15 protein-coding genes and 1 riboswitch are annotated in these 15,455 nt (G+C 39.7%); of the genes, 5 read left to right on the forward strand and 10 right to left on the reverse strand.

Features of this window, described 5'->3' with window-relative positions; genetic code table 11:
- Positions 1-28: 28 nt before the first annotated feature.
- Both V5M37_RS14840 and V5M37_RS14845 read right to left on the reverse strand, forming a co-directional pair.
- Positions 29-232 carry a hypothetical protein gene (locus V5M37_RS14840; protein ID WP_423797967.1) on the reverse strand — a complete coding sequence of 68 codons (204 nt, stop codon included), beginning with the start codon at positions 230-232 and terminating at the stop codon, positions 29-31.
- A 211-nt stretch (positions 233-443) separates the two neighbouring features.
- The gene (locus tag V5M37_RS14845; protein WP_423797968.1) at positions 444-1,061 is read right to left on the reverse strand and encodes a peroxiredoxin; all 618 of its coding nucleotides are present in this window, start codon (positions 1,059-1,061) and stop codon (positions 444-446) included.
- A 211-nt stretch (positions 1,062-1,272) separates the two neighbouring features.
- Positions 1,273-1,371, forward strand: a riboswitch (SAM riboswitch).
- An 80-nt stretch (positions 1,372-1,451) separates the two neighbouring features.
- On the opposite strand from V5M37_RS14845, the gene V5M37_RS14850 reads away from it, so the two are divergent.
- Together V5M37_RS14850 and V5M37_RS14855 are read left to right on the forward strand one after the other, a co-directional pair.
- Complete coding sequence (locus V5M37_RS14850) at positions 1,452-2,579, forward strand: 5-methyltetrahydropteroyltriglutamate--homocysteine S-methyltransferase (RefSeq protein ID WP_423797969.1); 1,128 nt, start codon at positions 1,452-1,454, stop codon at positions 2,577-2,579.
- A 188-nt stretch (positions 2,580-2,767) separates the two neighbouring features.
- A complete protein-coding gene (locus V5M37_RS14855; RefSeq protein WP_423797970.1) occupies positions 2,768-4,006 on the forward strand; it encodes a multidrug effflux MFS transporter in 1,239 nt (412 codons plus the stop codon).
- A gap of 54 nt (positions 4,007-4,060) precedes the next feature.
- Here V5M37_RS14855 and V5M37_RS14860 read toward each other — a convergent pair whose 3' ends face one another.
- The gene (locus V5M37_RS14860) at positions 4,061-5,005 is read right to left on the reverse strand and encodes a phosphotriesterase family protein (protein WP_423797971.1); all 945 of its coding nucleotides are present in this window, start codon (positions 5,003-5,005) and stop codon (positions 4,061-4,063) included.
- 373 nt (positions 5,006-5,378) lie between these two features.
- Here V5M37_RS14860 and V5M37_RS14865 point away from each other — a divergent pair, with 373 nt between their 5' ends.
- Positions 5,379-7,043: a long-chain fatty acid--CoA ligase gene (locus V5M37_RS14865; protein WP_423797972.1), complete on the forward strand. Its 1,665-nt coding sequence runs from the start codon at positions 5,379-5,381 to the stop codon at positions 7,041-7,043.
- A 49-nt stretch (positions 7,044-7,092) separates the two neighbouring features.
- Here the strand turns inward: V5M37_RS14865 and V5M37_RS14870 are convergent, their stop codons facing one another.
- From V5M37_RS14870 to V5M37_RS14900, 7 genes are all read right to left on the reverse strand, one after another.
- Positions 7,093-8,322: an MFS transporter gene (locus tag V5M37_RS14870; protein ID WP_423797973.1), complete on the reverse strand. Its 1,230-nt coding sequence runs from the start codon at positions 8,320-8,322 to the stop codon at positions 7,093-7,095.
- A 285-nt stretch (positions 8,323-8,607) separates the two neighbouring features.
- Positions 8,608-8,940 carry an IDEAL domain-containing protein gene (locus V5M37_RS14875; protein WP_423797974.1) on the reverse strand — a complete coding sequence of 111 codons (333 nt, stop codon included), beginning with the start codon at positions 8,938-8,940 and terminating at the stop codon, positions 8,608-8,610.
- 112 nt (positions 8,941-9,052) lie between these two features.
- Positions 9,053-9,478, reverse strand: a complete 426-nt coding sequence (locus tag V5M37_RS14880) for an RrF2 family transcriptional regulator (protein ID WP_423797975.1) — start codon at positions 9,476-9,478, stop codon at positions 9,053-9,055.
- Positions 9,479-9,580: 102 nt separating this feature from the next.
- Entirely contained in the window at positions 9,581-9,715 is a 135-nt protein-coding gene (locus V5M37_RS14885) for a BA3454 family stress response protein (protein WP_378581904.1), read from the reverse strand.
- A 17-nt stretch (positions 9,716-9,732) separates the two neighbouring features.
- On the reverse strand, positions 9,733-10,131 hold the full coding sequence (gene spxA / locus V5M37_RS14890; RefSeq protein ID WP_423797976.1) for a transcriptional regulator SpxA: 399 nt from the start codon (positions 10,129-10,131) through the stop codon (positions 9,733-9,735).
- Between the two features lie 198 nt (positions 10,132-10,329).
- A complete protein-coding gene (locus V5M37_RS14895; protein ID WP_423797977.1) occupies positions 10,330-11,100 on the reverse strand; it encodes a TatD family hydrolase in 771 nt (256 codons plus the stop codon).
- A 34-nt stretch (positions 11,101-11,134) separates the two neighbouring features.
- Complete coding sequence (locus V5M37_RS14900) at positions 11,135-11,899, reverse strand: SIR2 family NAD-dependent protein deacylase (protein WP_423797978.1); 765 nt, start codon at positions 11,897-11,899, stop codon at positions 11,135-11,137.
- A gap of 493 nt (positions 11,900-12,392) precedes the next feature.
- Between V5M37_RS14900 and V5M37_RS14905 the strand changes: the two genes are divergently transcribed.
- Positions 12,393-14,222 carry a glycosyl hydrolase family 28 protein gene (locus tag V5M37_RS14905; protein WP_423797979.1) on the forward strand — a complete coding sequence of 610 codons (1,830 nt, stop codon included), beginning with the start codon at positions 12,393-12,395 and terminating at the stop codon, positions 14,220-14,222.
- A 334-nt stretch (positions 14,223-14,556) separates the two neighbouring features.
- The gene (locus V5M37_RS14910) at positions 14,557-15,246 is read left to right on the forward strand and encodes a cell wall hydrolase (protein ID WP_423797980.1); all 690 of its coding nucleotides are present in this window, start codon (positions 14,557-14,559) and stop codon (positions 15,244-15,246) included.
- Positions 15,247-15,455: the final 209 nt, after the last annotated feature.

The following is a 15,455-nucleotide window of genomic DNA, read 5'->3' on the forward strand; positions in this document are numbered from 1 at the left end:
TTTCTATATTAATACTACTATCATTTTATCACTTGGCTCCAATACTTTGACGTCGCATTTGTCTATTTCTTTGTAATTCACTTTGTTTCCAAATGTATTTTTGCATATATAACCTAAGCACGTCATTCATAGACTTTCCATTTTTTTCAACAGCATCTCTAAAACTTTGGATTATGTTTTCGGGTATTTCAAAATTTACTTCTACATTTTTATTTCTGTGTTCCTGGCACATTTTATACCTCCTGACAGACCGATCTATCCATTTTTCCTGGGTAGTCACAAAGGGGTGAATATTTAGAATATTTGTATAGAAACTATCATATCAGGTGAAAACGCGTACATTTTTATTAACTTTTCGACAAATTACGACATAATTAAGGAATCAATGATGTATGTAGAGGATCTTAAAAGCCTAAATGAGGCATGAGAACCGTCCCCATGCCTCAAATTCTTCCGATATTCTTTGGGTCTCTAATGATTCCTGGGTTACCGGGAACCCAGTTAGCTGGGACTCCTTCTCCGGTGCTTCTTCCGTATTGTACCCCTTGTATGATCCTTAGTATTTCGTAAACATTTCGGCCAACTTCTAATGGGTATACCAATTTGGATACAATTATTCCATCTGGATCGATAATGACGGTTGCTCTTAAGGCTGCCCCAACTTTTTCATTTAGGACTCTGTATGCTTTACTGATTTGGTGTGTTCGGTCACTTAGAAGTGGAAATGATACCTGAGAGGCATTAGGAGATACCTCAGCGAAAACTTTATGGGCATACACACTGTCCGTGCTGATAGCAAGGACATTTGTATTAAGTGTCTTTAGTTGATCCTTAATAACAGCGACCGCTGCCAATTCTGTCGGTCAAACAAAGGTAAAATCACTTGCATAAAAAAATAAAATAACCCAGCTTCCACGATAGCTTTCTAGACGAAGCTTTTTTATTTTCTTTTCTGCATGATCATAAGCTTCTGCTTCAAATAGGGGCGCCATATCCGTTGTCTGTGCACAAAATGGCTGCAAAGATCCATCAAAATGACCCTCTCGCCTGTTAAATTCCATTGTTTCACCTCAGATCATCACGTGAATCTTAATTCCTTGCTGCAGTTCATTTTTTAATACGTTGCCATAAATACTATATGTTTAGGTATTTGTCCCATTGAGCCTATTTTGGATAGCTTTTCCATTCAACCACAACAATAGTGTTGTAGATTTTTGTTGACAGAAAATCTGAACAGGTGTATCTTTACTGTTAATTAAATATTTTCGAATATTCTTATCAAGAGAGGTGGAGGGACTGGCCCTTTGAAGCCTCGGCAGCAGACACGTTCGTACTGTGCCAATTCCAGAAGCGAGTGCTTGAAGATAAGAAGAGATTTAGTAATGGCTATTACCCTCTTCTTATTTTTGAGAAGAGGGTTTTTTATTACACCGAGAAAGAAGGAATAATTAATGACAGCAACACTAGTAAAAACTCCATTCAAAGCTGACCATGTCGGCAGCTTTCTTCGAACAGAACCGGTTAAAGAAGCTAGAAAGGCTTTTGCCAATGGGGAAATTGATGCAGCTGCCCTGAAGGCGGTTGAGGACCAAGAAATTGAGAAATTGGTTCAAAACCAAATTGGAGCAGGCTTAAAATCCATTACAGATGGTGAGTTTAGACGTTCATGGTGGCATCTGGATTTCTTGGCTGGTTTGGAAGGTGTAGCGTTTTTCGAAAATGAATATATCAGCAACTTCAAAGGCGCCCAAACAAGAAACAACGCCATTAAAGTAGTGGGCAAAGTGGACTTTAATGATCATTATATGCTCGAACATTTCAAATTTTTAAAGCAGGCGGTTGAAAAATATGGTGATGGCAGCCAAGTGGCGAAGTTCTCCATCCCAAGCCCGAACATGTTGTTTACGAGAATTCAAGGCGATGAGTACTACAATGGCAACAGTGAGCAATTTTTTAAAGATACCGTAGCGGCCTATCAAAAAGCCATCCAAGCTTTCTATGAGGCTGGTTGCCGTTACTTGCAATTAGACGACACATCTTGGATTGATTTTGTTTCAGAAGAGCGGATCAATGCAGTGGTAGAAAAAGTTGGCAAGGATGTTCATGAAATCATCAAAACAAGAGTAAGTGCGATCAATGAAACCATTGCCAATAAGCCGGAAGATATGACAATTACGATGCACATTTGCCGCGGCAACTTCAGATCCACCTATATTACAAGCGGCGGTTACGATCAAATTTCCGATGCCATTTTCGCTGAGCTAAATGTGGACGGGCTATTCCTAGAGTATGATGATCAGCGTTCTGGTGACTTCGAACCTTTAAAAGGCTTCCAGCGTCCTAACCTAACCGTTGTACTAGGATTATTCACATCTAAATTCCCAGAACTCGAGGATCCAGAATCCATTAAGGCAAGAATTAAAGAAGCAAGTCAATTTATTCCTTTAGAAAACCTGGCAGTAAGCCCTCAATGCGGCTTTGCTAGCACAGAAGAAGGAAATATTTTAACGGAAGAAGAGCAGTGGAATAAGATTAAACATGTAGTGACTATTGCTAAGGATGTTTGGGGAACCATTTAATCCCATTAGGAGAGGCCGCCTTCCATTTCTATGATGGAAGGTGGCCTTTTTCAATTTAATCGTTTCTGAAATTGGTTGTATGTTTCTACTTTAAAGAATTCCTAAATATTGAATAATCTGTTAACATAGAATGATAAAATCTGAGGTAACTAGATTGGATTTACATAACTGGAGGAATGACTTACTATATGGGGGATTTCATACAAAAGGCAGAGGATCATCAAGCAGTGCTTTCTCGTTCAAAACGAGTATGGATGGCGATTGTTCTCGGTTCACTTGCAGCATTCGGCCCTTTATCCATTGATATGTATTTACCGGCCCTGCCGAATATCGCAAAAGATTTCCATACAAACGCCTCTTCTGTTCAACTCAGCCTGTCGCTTTTCGTGCTCGGTTTAGCATCAGGGCAACTGCTCACCGGACCTATCAGTGATGTAACCGGCCGCCGAAAACCACTTTTAGTCGGCTTAATGATTTACTTTATCGTGTCCCTTTTATGCGTATTTAGCCCTTCCATTTGGGGATTGATTATCTTACGGCTCATCCAGGGCTTTGCCGGATCAGCAGGAATTGTCATCTCAAGGGCGATTGTCAGAGATTTATATTCAGGAACTGAATTAACCAAGTTTTTTGCACTTCTTGCATTGGTGAACGGGCTGGCCCCGATCCTCGCTCCGATTATTGGTGCGCAGCTGCTTAAGGCATTTCCATGGCAAGGTGTCTTTATTGTTTTAAGTATCATTGGAATCGTAATGTTTTTTGTCATTCTTTTTGGTTTGCCTGAAACGCTGCCTAAAGAAATGCGTTCGGCTGGAGGCATGAAGAATACATTTAGACCTTTTTTAAAACTAATCATGGATCGAAGCTTTATGGGTTATGCTTTAGCACAGGGCTTAGTCTTTGCTGGCATGTTCGCGTACATTTCAGGTTCTCCCTTTGTCGTACAGGATATTTATGGTGCCTCCCCGCAAATGTTTAGCATGATCTTTGCGATCAACGCGATCGGGATTATGATCATGAGTCAAACAACAGGCAGGTTGGCAGGGAGAATCCCTGAAGCTAAACTGTTCCAATTCGGATTGGGAATGTCCGCAACAGGCGGAATCATTTTACTCCTTCTTATATTTTTACAGGCAAAGCTAATTTTGGTTTTGATTCCATTGTTTTTCGTTGTATCCAGTGTAGGAATGGTAAATACAGCAGGATTCTCCTTAGCTATGCAAACACAAGGAAAAAATGCGGGAAGTGCTTCTGCCTTGCTGGGTGTTACTTCCTTTACCTTTGGTGGATTTGTCGCTCCCCTCGTTGGTATAGGCGGCGGGCAGACAGCCATTCCGATGGGCGTAGTAATTTTATGTGCCGGTTGTGGAGCGGTGTTATTGTATTGGATTCTAGTAAAGAGAAACCGAGTAAGGGGTTCAATTTAAACCCTCCTGAAAAATCCACCTTCCATTTGTAACGATGGAAGGTGGTCTTTTTTTCTATTTCCCCTCAAACCAGCGGCGGGCGTTATCAACCATCATAAGGTTAATTTGTTCCTCCGTTACTCCACTCGCTTTCAATTCTGGGATAATTTCTTCAAGCACAAAAGTCATCGTCCATTTCGGGAGCACATGCTCAATTAGTCCCTCAGGATACCAATCCATCGAGCAGCAGTGATCCTGTGATAAAAACATGCGGTCTGCATAGCCTTGCTTCGCGAGTTCGATAACGGTTGTGTTTCTATTTTCCGTTGTACACTCAGCAGTTAAGCCATAACGGTCCATGCCGATAAATACTCCATGGTCCAGCACCTTCAATATGTACTCCATGTTATCGGTATCTCCGGTATGCCCGATCAGAATCCGCTTTGAATCCACTCCCTCTTCAAGAAGGATATCAATTTGGTTTAAGCCGGTGCCGGTTCCTGGATGAGAATGTGTCATAATCGGTACACCTGTCCGCTTTTGAGCACGGGCAACGGCGCGGATAACCTTCTCAACATCAGGGGTGACCCCTTGTGTATCCGTGGCACATTTTAAGAACCCTGCTTTAATGGATGTGTTTTGAATTCCGACTTCAATATCTCGGACAAACAAATCAGCCATATAGTCGATGTCGCGGTTTTGGAAATGTGGTGGGATATAGTGATAGGAGTAGATTCCAGTTGCGGCGATGATTTGAACCCCCGTTTCGCGGGAGACTCTCTCAATAAAGCGGATGTCACGGCCAAGTTCCATGACGGTTGGATCACAGACGGTTTTCACACCGAGTGCTTTTGCTTTATTCACTTGTACCACTGCTCTAGCGAAGTCTTTCTCCTCATCATACAAATGGGGAAACTGCACGAAAACAGACTCAGAGCGAATACGCATGTGCTCATGGATTAGCGTTAAACCCAGTTCGGCAGAATCAACTTGTCCTGTAACAGAATTAATAAGTGTCATTCCATACTCCCCTTTCACCCTCGGTCCATTGAAAAATTAAAAAATAATCCCTAACCTAAGTCTCGAGCACAACAAATGTTAACGTTTTCATATTAGCGCATAAAAAATGCATATTTGTTGCTAATCTCATTCATCAACTTTTAAAAGATTATGAATTATCTGATAGATATAGTACCAAGCCTCATCCTTTAATGTCAATTTTTTTGTAAAAAATCCCAGGTCAACCTTGTATTCTTGTAAATTATTATTTCTTGCAGAAAAAATTCACTTAATTACTAGAATATTCTGTATTCGTTGTATTATTATTATAACTGTAACCGATTTCAGCAGAAGCAGAGTGTTTAAAAAAATCTATTTGGTGGTGATTTGTTCAATGTTTACACGTCATTTTGAATTCTGGCCAGAACGGCTGCCGAAAACTTTACCGATCCCTGAATCAACCATTTACGACAATCTGGAAATGACGACAAAGCGTTATCCGAATAAGACGGCAATTATTTTTTACGGAACAGAAATCACCTATAAACAACTACACACAGAAGTTAATAAACTAGCAGGATATCTGCAGAAAGAGCTTGGTGTAGCAAAAGGCGACCGCGTAATGCTGTACATGCAAAATTCACCACAGTATATTATCGCCTTTTACGCGATATTACGGGCGGACGCTGTCGTAGTGCCAATTAATCCAATGAATGTGAAGGATGAAGTGGCGTTTTATTTATCAGATTGTGATGCCAAAGTGGCGATTGTGGGGCAAGAATTAATTCGGGAAATTGAGCCGTGTATTAAATTCACTCCTCTTGAGCGGATTATTGTTGCAGCCTATTCGGACTATGCCCAAACTGATTTGGACTACACGGTCCCTCCTTCCGTGGCTGCTCCAAAGGAAAGATTTGAATCATTAGCGATAATTGATTGGAATGAAGCATTAACAGCAGGCTTAGAAGCTGATCCTAGCAAGGCAACATGCGATGATTTATGCTGCCTCCCTTATACTTCAGGAACGACCGGCAAGCCAAAAGGCTGCATGCACACACATAAAACCTTGCAATCTACTCTTCTAGGCGGAATTGTATGGTCGCAGTCAACAGCGGCTGATATTGGTTTGTCAACGCTTCCCCTTTTTCATGTGACCGGACTGCAGCATAACATGAATGGACCGATCTCTCTTGGTTCCACGATGGTGATGATGACGCGCTGGGACCGGGATGTTGCTTTAAAATTGATTGATCGCTATCGGTGCACAAGATGGACGAACATTTCAACGATGGTCGTTGATTTATTGGCGCACCCAAATCTCAAAGACTATTCAATCGATTCCCTGAAGATGATTAGCGGCGGCGGTGCTCCCCTTCCAGAAGCAGTCGGCCAAAAGCTTTTAGAGCTGACAGGGCTTCGCTATGTAGAAGGCTACGGGCTAACCGAGACCATTTCACAAACGCATCAAAATCCAGTTGGCCGGCCGAAGATGCAGTGCTTGGGAGTGCCGCAGTTTGATGTGGATGCTAGAGTGATTGATCCGGTCTCGTTAAAGGAGCAGGGTCCAAATGTACAGGGGGAAATCATTGTCAATGGTCCCCAAGTCTTAAAAGGCTACTGGAACAGACCTGAGGAAACCAAGAATTCCTTTATAACGATTGAAGGGAAGGAATTTTTCAGAACAGGCGACATCGGCCGCTATGATGAAGAAGGCTATTTCTTCCTGGTTGACCGGGTCAAACGGATGATCAATGCCTCCGGTTTCAAGGTATGGCCTGCGGAAGTGGAAAATACTTTGTATAAGCACCCTTCCGTTCAGAATGCCTGTGTCATCGGTGTTCCCGACCCAAGACGCGGCGAGACCGTAAAGGCGTTTATCGTGCTGAACTCACAAGGAAAAGGAACTTCGGAAGAGGAAATTATCGCGTGGTCCAAAGAGCATATGGCCGCCTATAAAGTTCCGAGGATTGTTCAATTTTTAGATGAACTGCCGATGTCAGGCAGCGGGAAGATCCTATGGAGGAAGCTGCAGGAGATGGAAGAAGAAAAAGTGAAATAGGTTTAGCTAAACGACATAAGAAATGACGTATGATCAAAATTGGCATACGTCATTTTCTTGTTATATTGAACTGGTGTCTTTCCTTTTTATAAAATCCTTCCTTTTTCAATAAGGCATTTAATTTTTCTGAACTAAAGAGCAGGACTGCCACAAAAATAACAATGCAAATTGGGAAGATCCCTACTGTTGATTGAGATGCCATGAAACCAAGAAGCGGCGGCACAAAGGTACTGCCTGAATAGGCAACAGCCATTTGATAACCCATAATCGTCTGGGAATGCGTCTTCCCAAAACGTGTTGGTGTTTCATGTAACATACACGGAAAGATCGGCGCCAATCCCAATCCAATCAATATAAAACCCACAAGCGAAAAAATCGTTGACAATGGCAGGAAAAGAAATACAGCACCGACTAATGCGATGATTTGCCCTATCCGAATAAGAGTGAGATTACTAATCTTAAAGGTAATAAAGCCTGTTATCAATCTACCAATCGTTATTCCTGCGTAATAGAGGGAAACCCATTGGGCAGCAGCGGTCGCACTTATCCCTTTGACATTTACCAAGTAACTGCTTCCCCAAAGACCCACTGATGCTTCAACCCCACAATAAAACAAAAAGGATGCGAGAGCCAATTTCACTCCTTTAATTTGTAAAGGTTTTATATCCTTACCATCGTCATCAAAAGATGTATCTTCGTGATCTTCATTTACTGCAATATTGCTGTTTTTTGTCACTCTATTCCATAAAGGCAAAGTAAGGAAAAGGATGATCACTAACGCAAACTGAATTCCAGAAATAGTGAAATATCCGTTTCTCCAAGAATTTTGGCCCGAAATAGACTGAGCCATTATGATTGGGCCAAGAGTGGCTCCGACTCCCCAAAAACAATGGAGCCAGCTCATATGGTGTGCCTTATAATGTGTTGCCACATAATCGTTTAATCCTGCATCAACTGCTCCTGCCCCTAATCCAAGTGGTATGGCACATACCAATAGCCAAAAAACCGATGGTGCAAAATGAAAACCCAGCAAAGCACAAGCTGTCATGAAGACACTGACAAATGTGACTTTTCCAGTCCCGAACCGTTTCAGTACCTTTCCGCTAACTAAACTTGAGATAATCGTACCGCCCGCAATCGTCATAAAAAGAAATCCAGCTGTATCAAGACGGGCCCCTAAATCTAATTGCATGACCGGCCACGCAGCCCCTAACAATGAGTCAGGTAAACCTAAGCTAATAAAAGCCAAATAAATGATAATTAAAAGGAATGTTATCATGTTTAAACCTCTTTTATTGTGTTCAAATGAACTTTAATTGTTTGTCCCATTCATCATGAGATCAAGTCCAAGACTTAGGCTACTAATCTGCTATTGCAATCATCTCATAGTCCTCACTGAACCGATAATATAACATATAAAATTTTTGACAACAACAGAATTTATAAGGATAGGTTTGCTACTATTGTCCCTTAACAAATTGAAAAAACCTTCTCGGAATATAAATGAGAAGGTTTTTATTAATAAACGGATGTTATTTTATTATAAGAATCTAGTTTTGTATCATTATTCACTGCTTACAAGCTGTTTCATTTCGTTTAACTTGGCAGACAGCTCCATAAACCACTCTTCATCACCTGTAGACAATGCCAGGTCTATTAGGAATCTAGTTTGCTCCTTATTTGTGGCTGTTGAGACAGGCAATTTCTTCACCTGTTTGCTTAAAATCGGAATGGTTTTTCCAATGGTCTCCGTATTGTCACTTCTAATGACCGTTACTTTAACCACTCCTTCTAGAATATCCATTGATTCTATAAAACCAAGGATTAATTCACCACCCCATGAAGTTCCCTTAATCCAATCACCTGTTTTTAAACTAAAACGATCGTTCGGCCCCATAACTGGTCACCTCCAAATTATTTTAATGTATTGTATGAATTTGCAGCCATTTAGGATACGTAATCTGTAATGTTTTTTATTACACTTTCAACAAAAAGAAACCTTAAGAAAATCAACAATCACAGCCTTTGCATTGATTAATTAGATCGACGATTTCCTTTATCGTATAGTCCTTTAAATACTCCCCAAGATGTTCTTCAGCACCCAAGAATATTTTAAACAGGACTGTATGCATATTCGCACCCACTATACACTTTTCATTGGAATCTGGACACTTAGGCTGCAAAGCACCTTCAGAGGTAATTTTATAAATATCCCAGAGAGTAACTTCACTTAAATCCAGTGCAAAAATAAATCCGCCGCCAATTCCCTCTTTTGATTTTATAAATCCATTTTTTTTCAACAAACTTAGGACTTTACGAATCCGAACCGGGTGGACACCGGCACTTTCTGAAATGGCTTCACTTGTTGACATTCGGTCAGGCTGTAGTGCGAGATATGTTAGACTGTGTATAGCAAGTGTAAAATCGCTGTTCATAACCTGGCCTCCTCAAAAAATGCTAATCTTTCTATTTCTATGTCTTATTTTAAATAAATTATTGTACTGTAATAGTAAACGTTACAGATTAGCTTGTCAAATTTAAACATTCCACTGTTTTTTAACTTGTTCTTCTGCTAACTTTTTAATTCTGTCCCATTTCATTTCTTTTTCCACAATAACATTGGTATGATAATTTCTATCTTTATAATGAACTGTTACGAAAACTTCAATCATCTTATTCTTCCTCCATTCTATTGATTTGCCGCTTTTTGCAATTCCATGCTCAAAAATGAACGAACCCTGCGCGGCAGAAAGCTGCGAATTTCTTCCTCGTTATATCCAACCTGTAATCGTTTTTCATCCAATATAATTGGCCGACGCAGCATTTTCGGGTTTTCAATTATTAATTTATAGAATTCATTGAGCGGAAGCGTATCAAGATCTATATTTAACTCCTGGAATGTCTTTGAATTAGTTGAAATGATTTCGCTGGTCCCCTCTTCAGTCAAACGAAGAATCGATTTAATTTCATCTACGGAAAGCGGCTGAGCCAATACATTTCTTTCTTTATAGTCAATCTGATGCTCATCAAACCAAGCCTTTGCTTTACGGCAAGAAGTACAACTCGGTGTCGTAAACAATGTCACCATACCACTAATCACTCCTTTAATAAAAAAATGTAATAAAAATCCTTACAGTTTATACTGTAATATTAATATTTACAGTTGATTTTGTCAACCATATTATGATGCATGGGGACGGTTCTTATGCATCATTTTTTTTAAAATGCAGGGCTAATCTTCTTATGCATCATTCATTTTTGAGGCACGAGAACCGTCCCCATGCCTCTAAATACTGTAAAATTCTTTTGTGTTTTTCAAAACTCGTTCCGATATTTCTGTTTCCGATTGATTTTTTATTTTTGCCAGCATGGAGATTGATTCCTTCATCATGGCGGGGTGTGTCATTTTGCCTGAAAATGGACCTTCGAATGGCCATGGACCGTCTGTTTCGACCATCATTTGCGCTAACGGGTAAATCTGAGCTATCTTTTTAATTTTTTCCTTATAGACAATCTCGGGTGTAACGGAAATAAAATAACCATTTTCAATCATTCTCGTTATCGTTTTATCGTCCCCTTTGAACCAATGAAAATGTGCCTTTTCGACTGAATGTTTTTCTAAAAGATCACAAACAATTGGTGCATCATCATAAACGGCATGCAAAACAATTGGTTTTTCCCAATTCCTGGCCAGCTTCAAGAACGTCTCAAGGAGTTCAATATATTGGCCAATCTGTACACTGGATACCTTTTCTTCCTGCTTTAAATAGTACGGCAACCCTACCTCGCCGAAAGCAATCATTTCCGCCCGATGCAGCGTCATCCAGTCAATCAGGCTGCTAATGTCAGCTTCGCTTGGCAGATCTTGCTCGGGATGAAAACCAAATGCGGGCTTTACTTTTTTGTACTTTTTTGATAATTGAAGGTTTCGCTTGCATGAATCAAGATCAAATGACACGGCCACGACTGCTTCAAGCCATTCTGTTCCAACAAGAATAGAGTCAATTTCTTTATTTTTATATTTATCTAAATGGAGGTGGGCATCAATCAATTTCATTCGTTATCACACTTCCTGGAAAGGATTTGGTTCATCATAAACTTTCGTCAATTAGGGACAATGTTTTTCCAATCGAATCATGAATGACATATGCTCCCTCTCCACGATCATAAGGTGTTCCGCCTTTATTGATAATAATCAGCGGTACGCCCTTTCTCCTGTACTGTGGAAAGGTTGAAAAAGGCGTCACTTGAAGACTTGTGCCCAATACCAAAATGGCATCTGCCTGATCAATAAGTTGGATGACAGCATTAAATCCTTCTACTGTACACCATTCACCTGTATCTCCGAACAAAACAACATTAGGCTTGATATAGCGGTCTTTTTCACTCTTTGTTTCGCAATCGCTGCATACAAAAAAATCCTCCATTGTCTCAAAACGAGATTCCATTTCCGAGGAAGGATAGATTTTTCCACAATTCAAACAAGATGCGGTTTTCATTGTTCCGTGAAACTCGATGACGTTTTCGCTGCCGGCTTTCTGGTGAAGGCCATCGATATTTTGAGTAATAATGTACTGAACATTGCCTTGTCCCTCCCATTTTGCCAGTATTTCGTGGCCTTTATTTGGGATGGCATCCGGATGAAATAGATTTTCAAAAGCAAACTGATAAAAATCTTTCGGGTTTTTGTAAAAATAATCAAGTGACAGGATATATTCTGGGGCCATTTGGTATACACCAGTTTTGGATCGAAAATCCTTGATTCCCGATTCCGTGCTGATCCCAGAACCGCTCAGGACGACAATGTTTCGTGCTTCCCTAAGAAGGTTGGTGCAGGTTTCTATGTTACTTTCCATTCCAGATAAACCTCACTTTCAGATGTTCATTAAAGGTTGTTCCTATAATTATTATCATTATAATACAAAGTTTTCATCTCTTCCTTTCCAATTATCTGAAAATAAAAACAATAATCCATCAAATTCCCTATAAAACGAACTAACAAAGAAGAAAAGCGAGACTATTTCACTATTTTCAACGCTGTATACAGATAGTGATTTGGTCACTTTTATAAATCTTATCTGAATAGTAAAATAAATATTAGAAAAAATGTTAACGTTAACATTTTTTGAGATAGAAATTTAAAAAACTATAAATTATTAGTGCTGTTATAAAATGTTAACGTTAAAATTAGAAAAAAGGATGGTGCATCGAGACTAAAAAACTAGGATACCTAAGAATGAAAACGTTTTTATTTTTTCGAACGGTAATACCCAGCAAATAAAGAATTTGTAACACCTAAAATTGTAAGCAGTTTCATTCAAACTACTAAAAATTAGGAGGGTATAATCTATGAAATTCGGTAAAAAAACCTATCTAACTGGAGCACTAGGCCTTGCTCTAGGCTGTTCCGTGATTGCCCCATTTGGTGCATTTGCAGCAACAACACCCGCAAATTCAAATGCTCAAGTTTCAGTTGACAAACAAGCACCAACAGCCCCTATCAATGTTTATGCGTATGCAACAACCTATAAATCTGTAAGTCTAATCTGGGATAGGTCTACTGACAATACGGGAATAACAGCTTATGATGTCTATGTAAATGGTAAATACGCTGGAAGTTCAACACCAAATGAATATGGAATTGCTATGTCAAACTTTACCGTAAAAGACTTAAAGCCGAATAAGATGTATAGTTTCAAAGTTGTGGCAAAAGATGCGGCAGGTAATCATTCAAACGAAAGCGCTCACGTTAATATTAAAACTGATGTATTAGGCGAAGTATTTAATGTTAAGGATTTTGGCGCAAAGGGTGACGGTGTAACAAAAGATTCCGCTGCCATTCAAGCAGCGATTGATGCAGCTTCCGCAAGTCCTAACAGTGTTGTTATCCTCCCTGCAGGAACCTATTATTCTGCTCCGCTAAGTTTAAAAAGCAATATGACATTTGAGATTCAAAAAGATGCAACGCTTCTTGGAAGTCGCGACAAAGATGACTACCCAGTGATCCAAGACCGATGGGAAGGAACTACATTCCACTCCTACCAAAGCTTGATTGCATCACAAGGTGCTAAAAATCTTAAAGTCATCGGCGAAGGTACAGTTGATGGAAATGCAGGTCCAATCAAGGCTATGGATTCGAATGGAACCGATGAATTCGGTTATCCTTACAAAAAAGTAACCCTTGATGGAACATATGACTATAACAATGGTAAATATGATCCGAACGCAGAGGGTAAGCAAACTGTTTACTTTAATATGGGATTGTGGTGGGATAATCCAAAAGCGACCAATCCTGCAACTCAAACTGCTCGCCCAAGATTGGTTCAATTCAAGGATTCAGAAAATGTCCTTCTTCAAGGTCTAAAGATTCAGAATTCACCATCTTGGACAATCCAGCCGTTATACAGCAACAATGTGGTCATTGATAGTGTACACGTTGAAAATCCAGCTGTCCCAGTTGATGCACCCAACACAGATGGCGTTGACCCAGACTCCGTTGATGGATTAAAGATTTTTGGTTCAACATTTAATGTTGGTGATGATGCGATCGCGATTAAATCAGGTAAAGATGCTGAAGGTCGTCAAACTGGCAAACCAAGCCAAAACATCGAAATCCGCAACAACATTATGAAGCATGGTCATGGCGGCGTTACAATCGGTAGTGAAATGTCTGGCGGCGTTAAAAATGTTGTAGCAAGAGATGACATTTTCGATGGAACCGACATTGGTATTCGTATGAAAACTCTTCGCGGACGTGGCGGTACCATTGAAAATCTAACATTTGATAACATCATGATGAAAGATATTGCAGGCGATGTATTTAATATTAACTCTAACTATACATCTAACGGCACTCCACTGCCATTCACTGGTGTAATCGATGAAACGACACCTTACATTAAAAATATTACGATCAAAAATATTACCGCTGAGGGTGCTCAAGAAGCTTCCTTCTTCCAGGGACTATATGAAAGCCCTGTTGATGGCCTAACATTGGAGAACGTCACCGTGCATGCTGACAAACCATTGTATTTCCAATATGTAAGAAACATTACAATGAAGAATGTCAACATCAATAACGGTATTATGTTCCAGCCTAACAGCATATACCAAAATCTCACAGTTGATGGAGAAAAACTTCTAGATACCGACTGGCCAGTAACACCACCAAAAAATTAAGGAATATGTAAAAATACTAGCATCAGTAGAAACTACTGATGCTTTTTTTTGATGATACAGCTCCCTCTCCCCCCTTCTATCTTTTTCGAATAATTCATTCCGCCTGTTTATAACCACTTGTATATATATTGAATCTTTATAGTTTTTGGATAGATATTCCTATGTTTCGTAATATTGGTTGGATTGTGACACCAAACTAGGCATCATGTCACAATTGATTATTTTCTGACATTTTGTTCATCAAACTAAAAAGAAATGTAACGCTATCGTTCTGTAAATTAAATACCATCCAATGGTAGAGTAATATAAAGCAAAAATTCAGGAGGTAGCACAGATGAAAAAAACATACATAAAATCACTAATTGTAGCTTGTGTAGCAGCAAGTTCATTTATTGGAATAAGTAAAAATGCCGAGGCTATTTCCGAAGATCGAGCCGTAACAGAAAATAGCTCCATAAACCTTGAGCAAAAATATGGTGGTATTGCCGAGAATGGTCAGCAAGACAAACCTAGCAAATACAATCAAATTAATACAGAAGAAATCAAGCAAAAGCCGGAAAAACAAGTAGAAGTAACCCTTCACTCAACAAAACCGGAAATTGGGATTACGAGGCAGATGCCACCTGAAAAAGCACCGGAAACACCGGCCATTTCCATTTCCAATAACGAAAAAGACTTATTTGCCAGATTAGTAGAGGCCGAAGCAAAAGGTGAACCCTATCAAGGAAAAGTAGCCGTTGCCACCGTTGTATTAAATCGAGTGGAATCACCACGTTTCCCTAAGACGGTGACAGGCGTTATTAATCAGGTAGTTGGACATGCCTATGCCTTTTCTCCTGTTCAAAATGGCGAGATTAGGAAGCCAGCATCAGATGAGTCCAGAAGAGCAGTCGAAGAGGCATTGACGAGAAAGGATCGGTTGAGTGATTCCATTTATTTTTATAACCCAGCCATTGCCACGGATAAATGGATTCGTACTCGTTCAGTCGTTAGGACAATTGGCCATCATGTATTCGCAAAATAAGATAAAAATGCTAGTCGTTGAATCCACCTAATCGTTAATAAACTTTAGGGTGGATTTTTCACATCATTATACCTGTTTTATACCCAACTATTATTAAAAAAAGTTAACAGTCTTTTTACAAATTGATTAACCTCCCTAGTTTCGACAAATTTTAAAAAATCCCCTGCTATAATGACATTGTATTGAAGAAATTGAAACCAAAGCCCGAA

It is taken from the genome of Neobacillus sp. SAB-20_R2A, from assembly GCF_049568635.1.
GTDB classification, from domain to species: Bacteria; Bacillota; Bacilli; order Bacillales; family Cytobacillaceae; genus Neobacillus; species Neobacillus citreus.

What these genes read in the sequence shown, in the direction of transcription:
- V5M37_RS14875 (WP_423797974.1), bottom strand. Translation starts at nt 8,940, where the DNA reads ATGGGGCCGAACGATCGTTTTAGTTTAAAAACAGGTGATTGGATTAAG.
- V5M37_RS14900 (WP_423797978.1), bottom strand. Translation starts at nt 11,899, where the DNA reads ATGGAAAGTAACATAGAAACCTGCACCAACCTTCTTAGGGAAGCACGA.
- V5M37_RS14880 (WP_423797975.1), bottom strand. Translation starts at nt 9,478, where the DNA reads ATGAACAGCGATTTTACACTTGCTATACACAGTCTAACATATCTCGCA.
- V5M37_RS14885 (WP_378581904.1), bottom strand. Translation starts at nt 9,715, where the DNA reads ATGATTGAAGTTTTCGTAACAGTTCATTATAAAGATAGAAATTATCAT.
- V5M37_RS14855 (WP_423797970.1), top strand. Translation starts at nt 2,768, where the DNA reads ATGGGGGATTTCATACAAAAGGCAGAGGATCATCAAGCAGTGCTTTCT.
- V5M37_RS14895 (WP_423797977.1), bottom strand. Translation starts at nt 11,100, where the DNA reads ATGAAATTGATTGATGCCCACCTCCATTTAGATAAATATAAAAATAAA.
- V5M37_RS14910 (WP_423797980.1), top strand. Translation starts at nt 14,557, where the DNA reads ATGAAAAAAACATACATAAAATCACTAATTGTAGCTTGTGTAGCAGCA.
- V5M37_RS14860 (WP_423797971.1), bottom strand. Translation starts at nt 5,005, where the DNA reads ATGACACTTATTAATTCTGTTACAGGACAAGTTGATTCTGCCGAACTG.
- spxA (WP_423797976.1), bottom strand. Translation starts at nt 10,131, where the DNA reads ATGGTGACATTGTTTACGACACCGAGTTGTACTTCTTGCCGTAAAGCA.
- V5M37_RS14865 (WP_423797972.1), top strand. Translation starts at nt 5,379, where the DNA reads ATGTTTACACGTCATTTTGAATTCTGGCCAGAACGGCTGCCGAAAACT.
- V5M37_RS14870 (WP_423797973.1), bottom strand. Translation starts at nt 8,322, where the DNA reads ATGATAACATTCCTTTTAATTATCATTTATTTGGCTTTTATTAGCTTA.
- V5M37_RS14840 (WP_423797967.1), bottom strand. Translation starts at nt 232, where the DNA reads ATGTGCCAGGAACACAGAAATAAAAATGTAGAAGTAAATTTTGAAATA.
- V5M37_RS14905 (WP_423797979.1), top strand. Translation starts at nt 12,393, where the DNA reads ATGAAATTCGGTAAAAAAACCTATCTAACTGGAGCACTAGGCCTTGCT.
- V5M37_RS14850 (WP_423797969.1), top strand. Translation starts at nt 1,452, where the DNA reads ATGACAGCAACACTAGTAAAAACTCCATTCAAAGCTGACCATGTCGGC.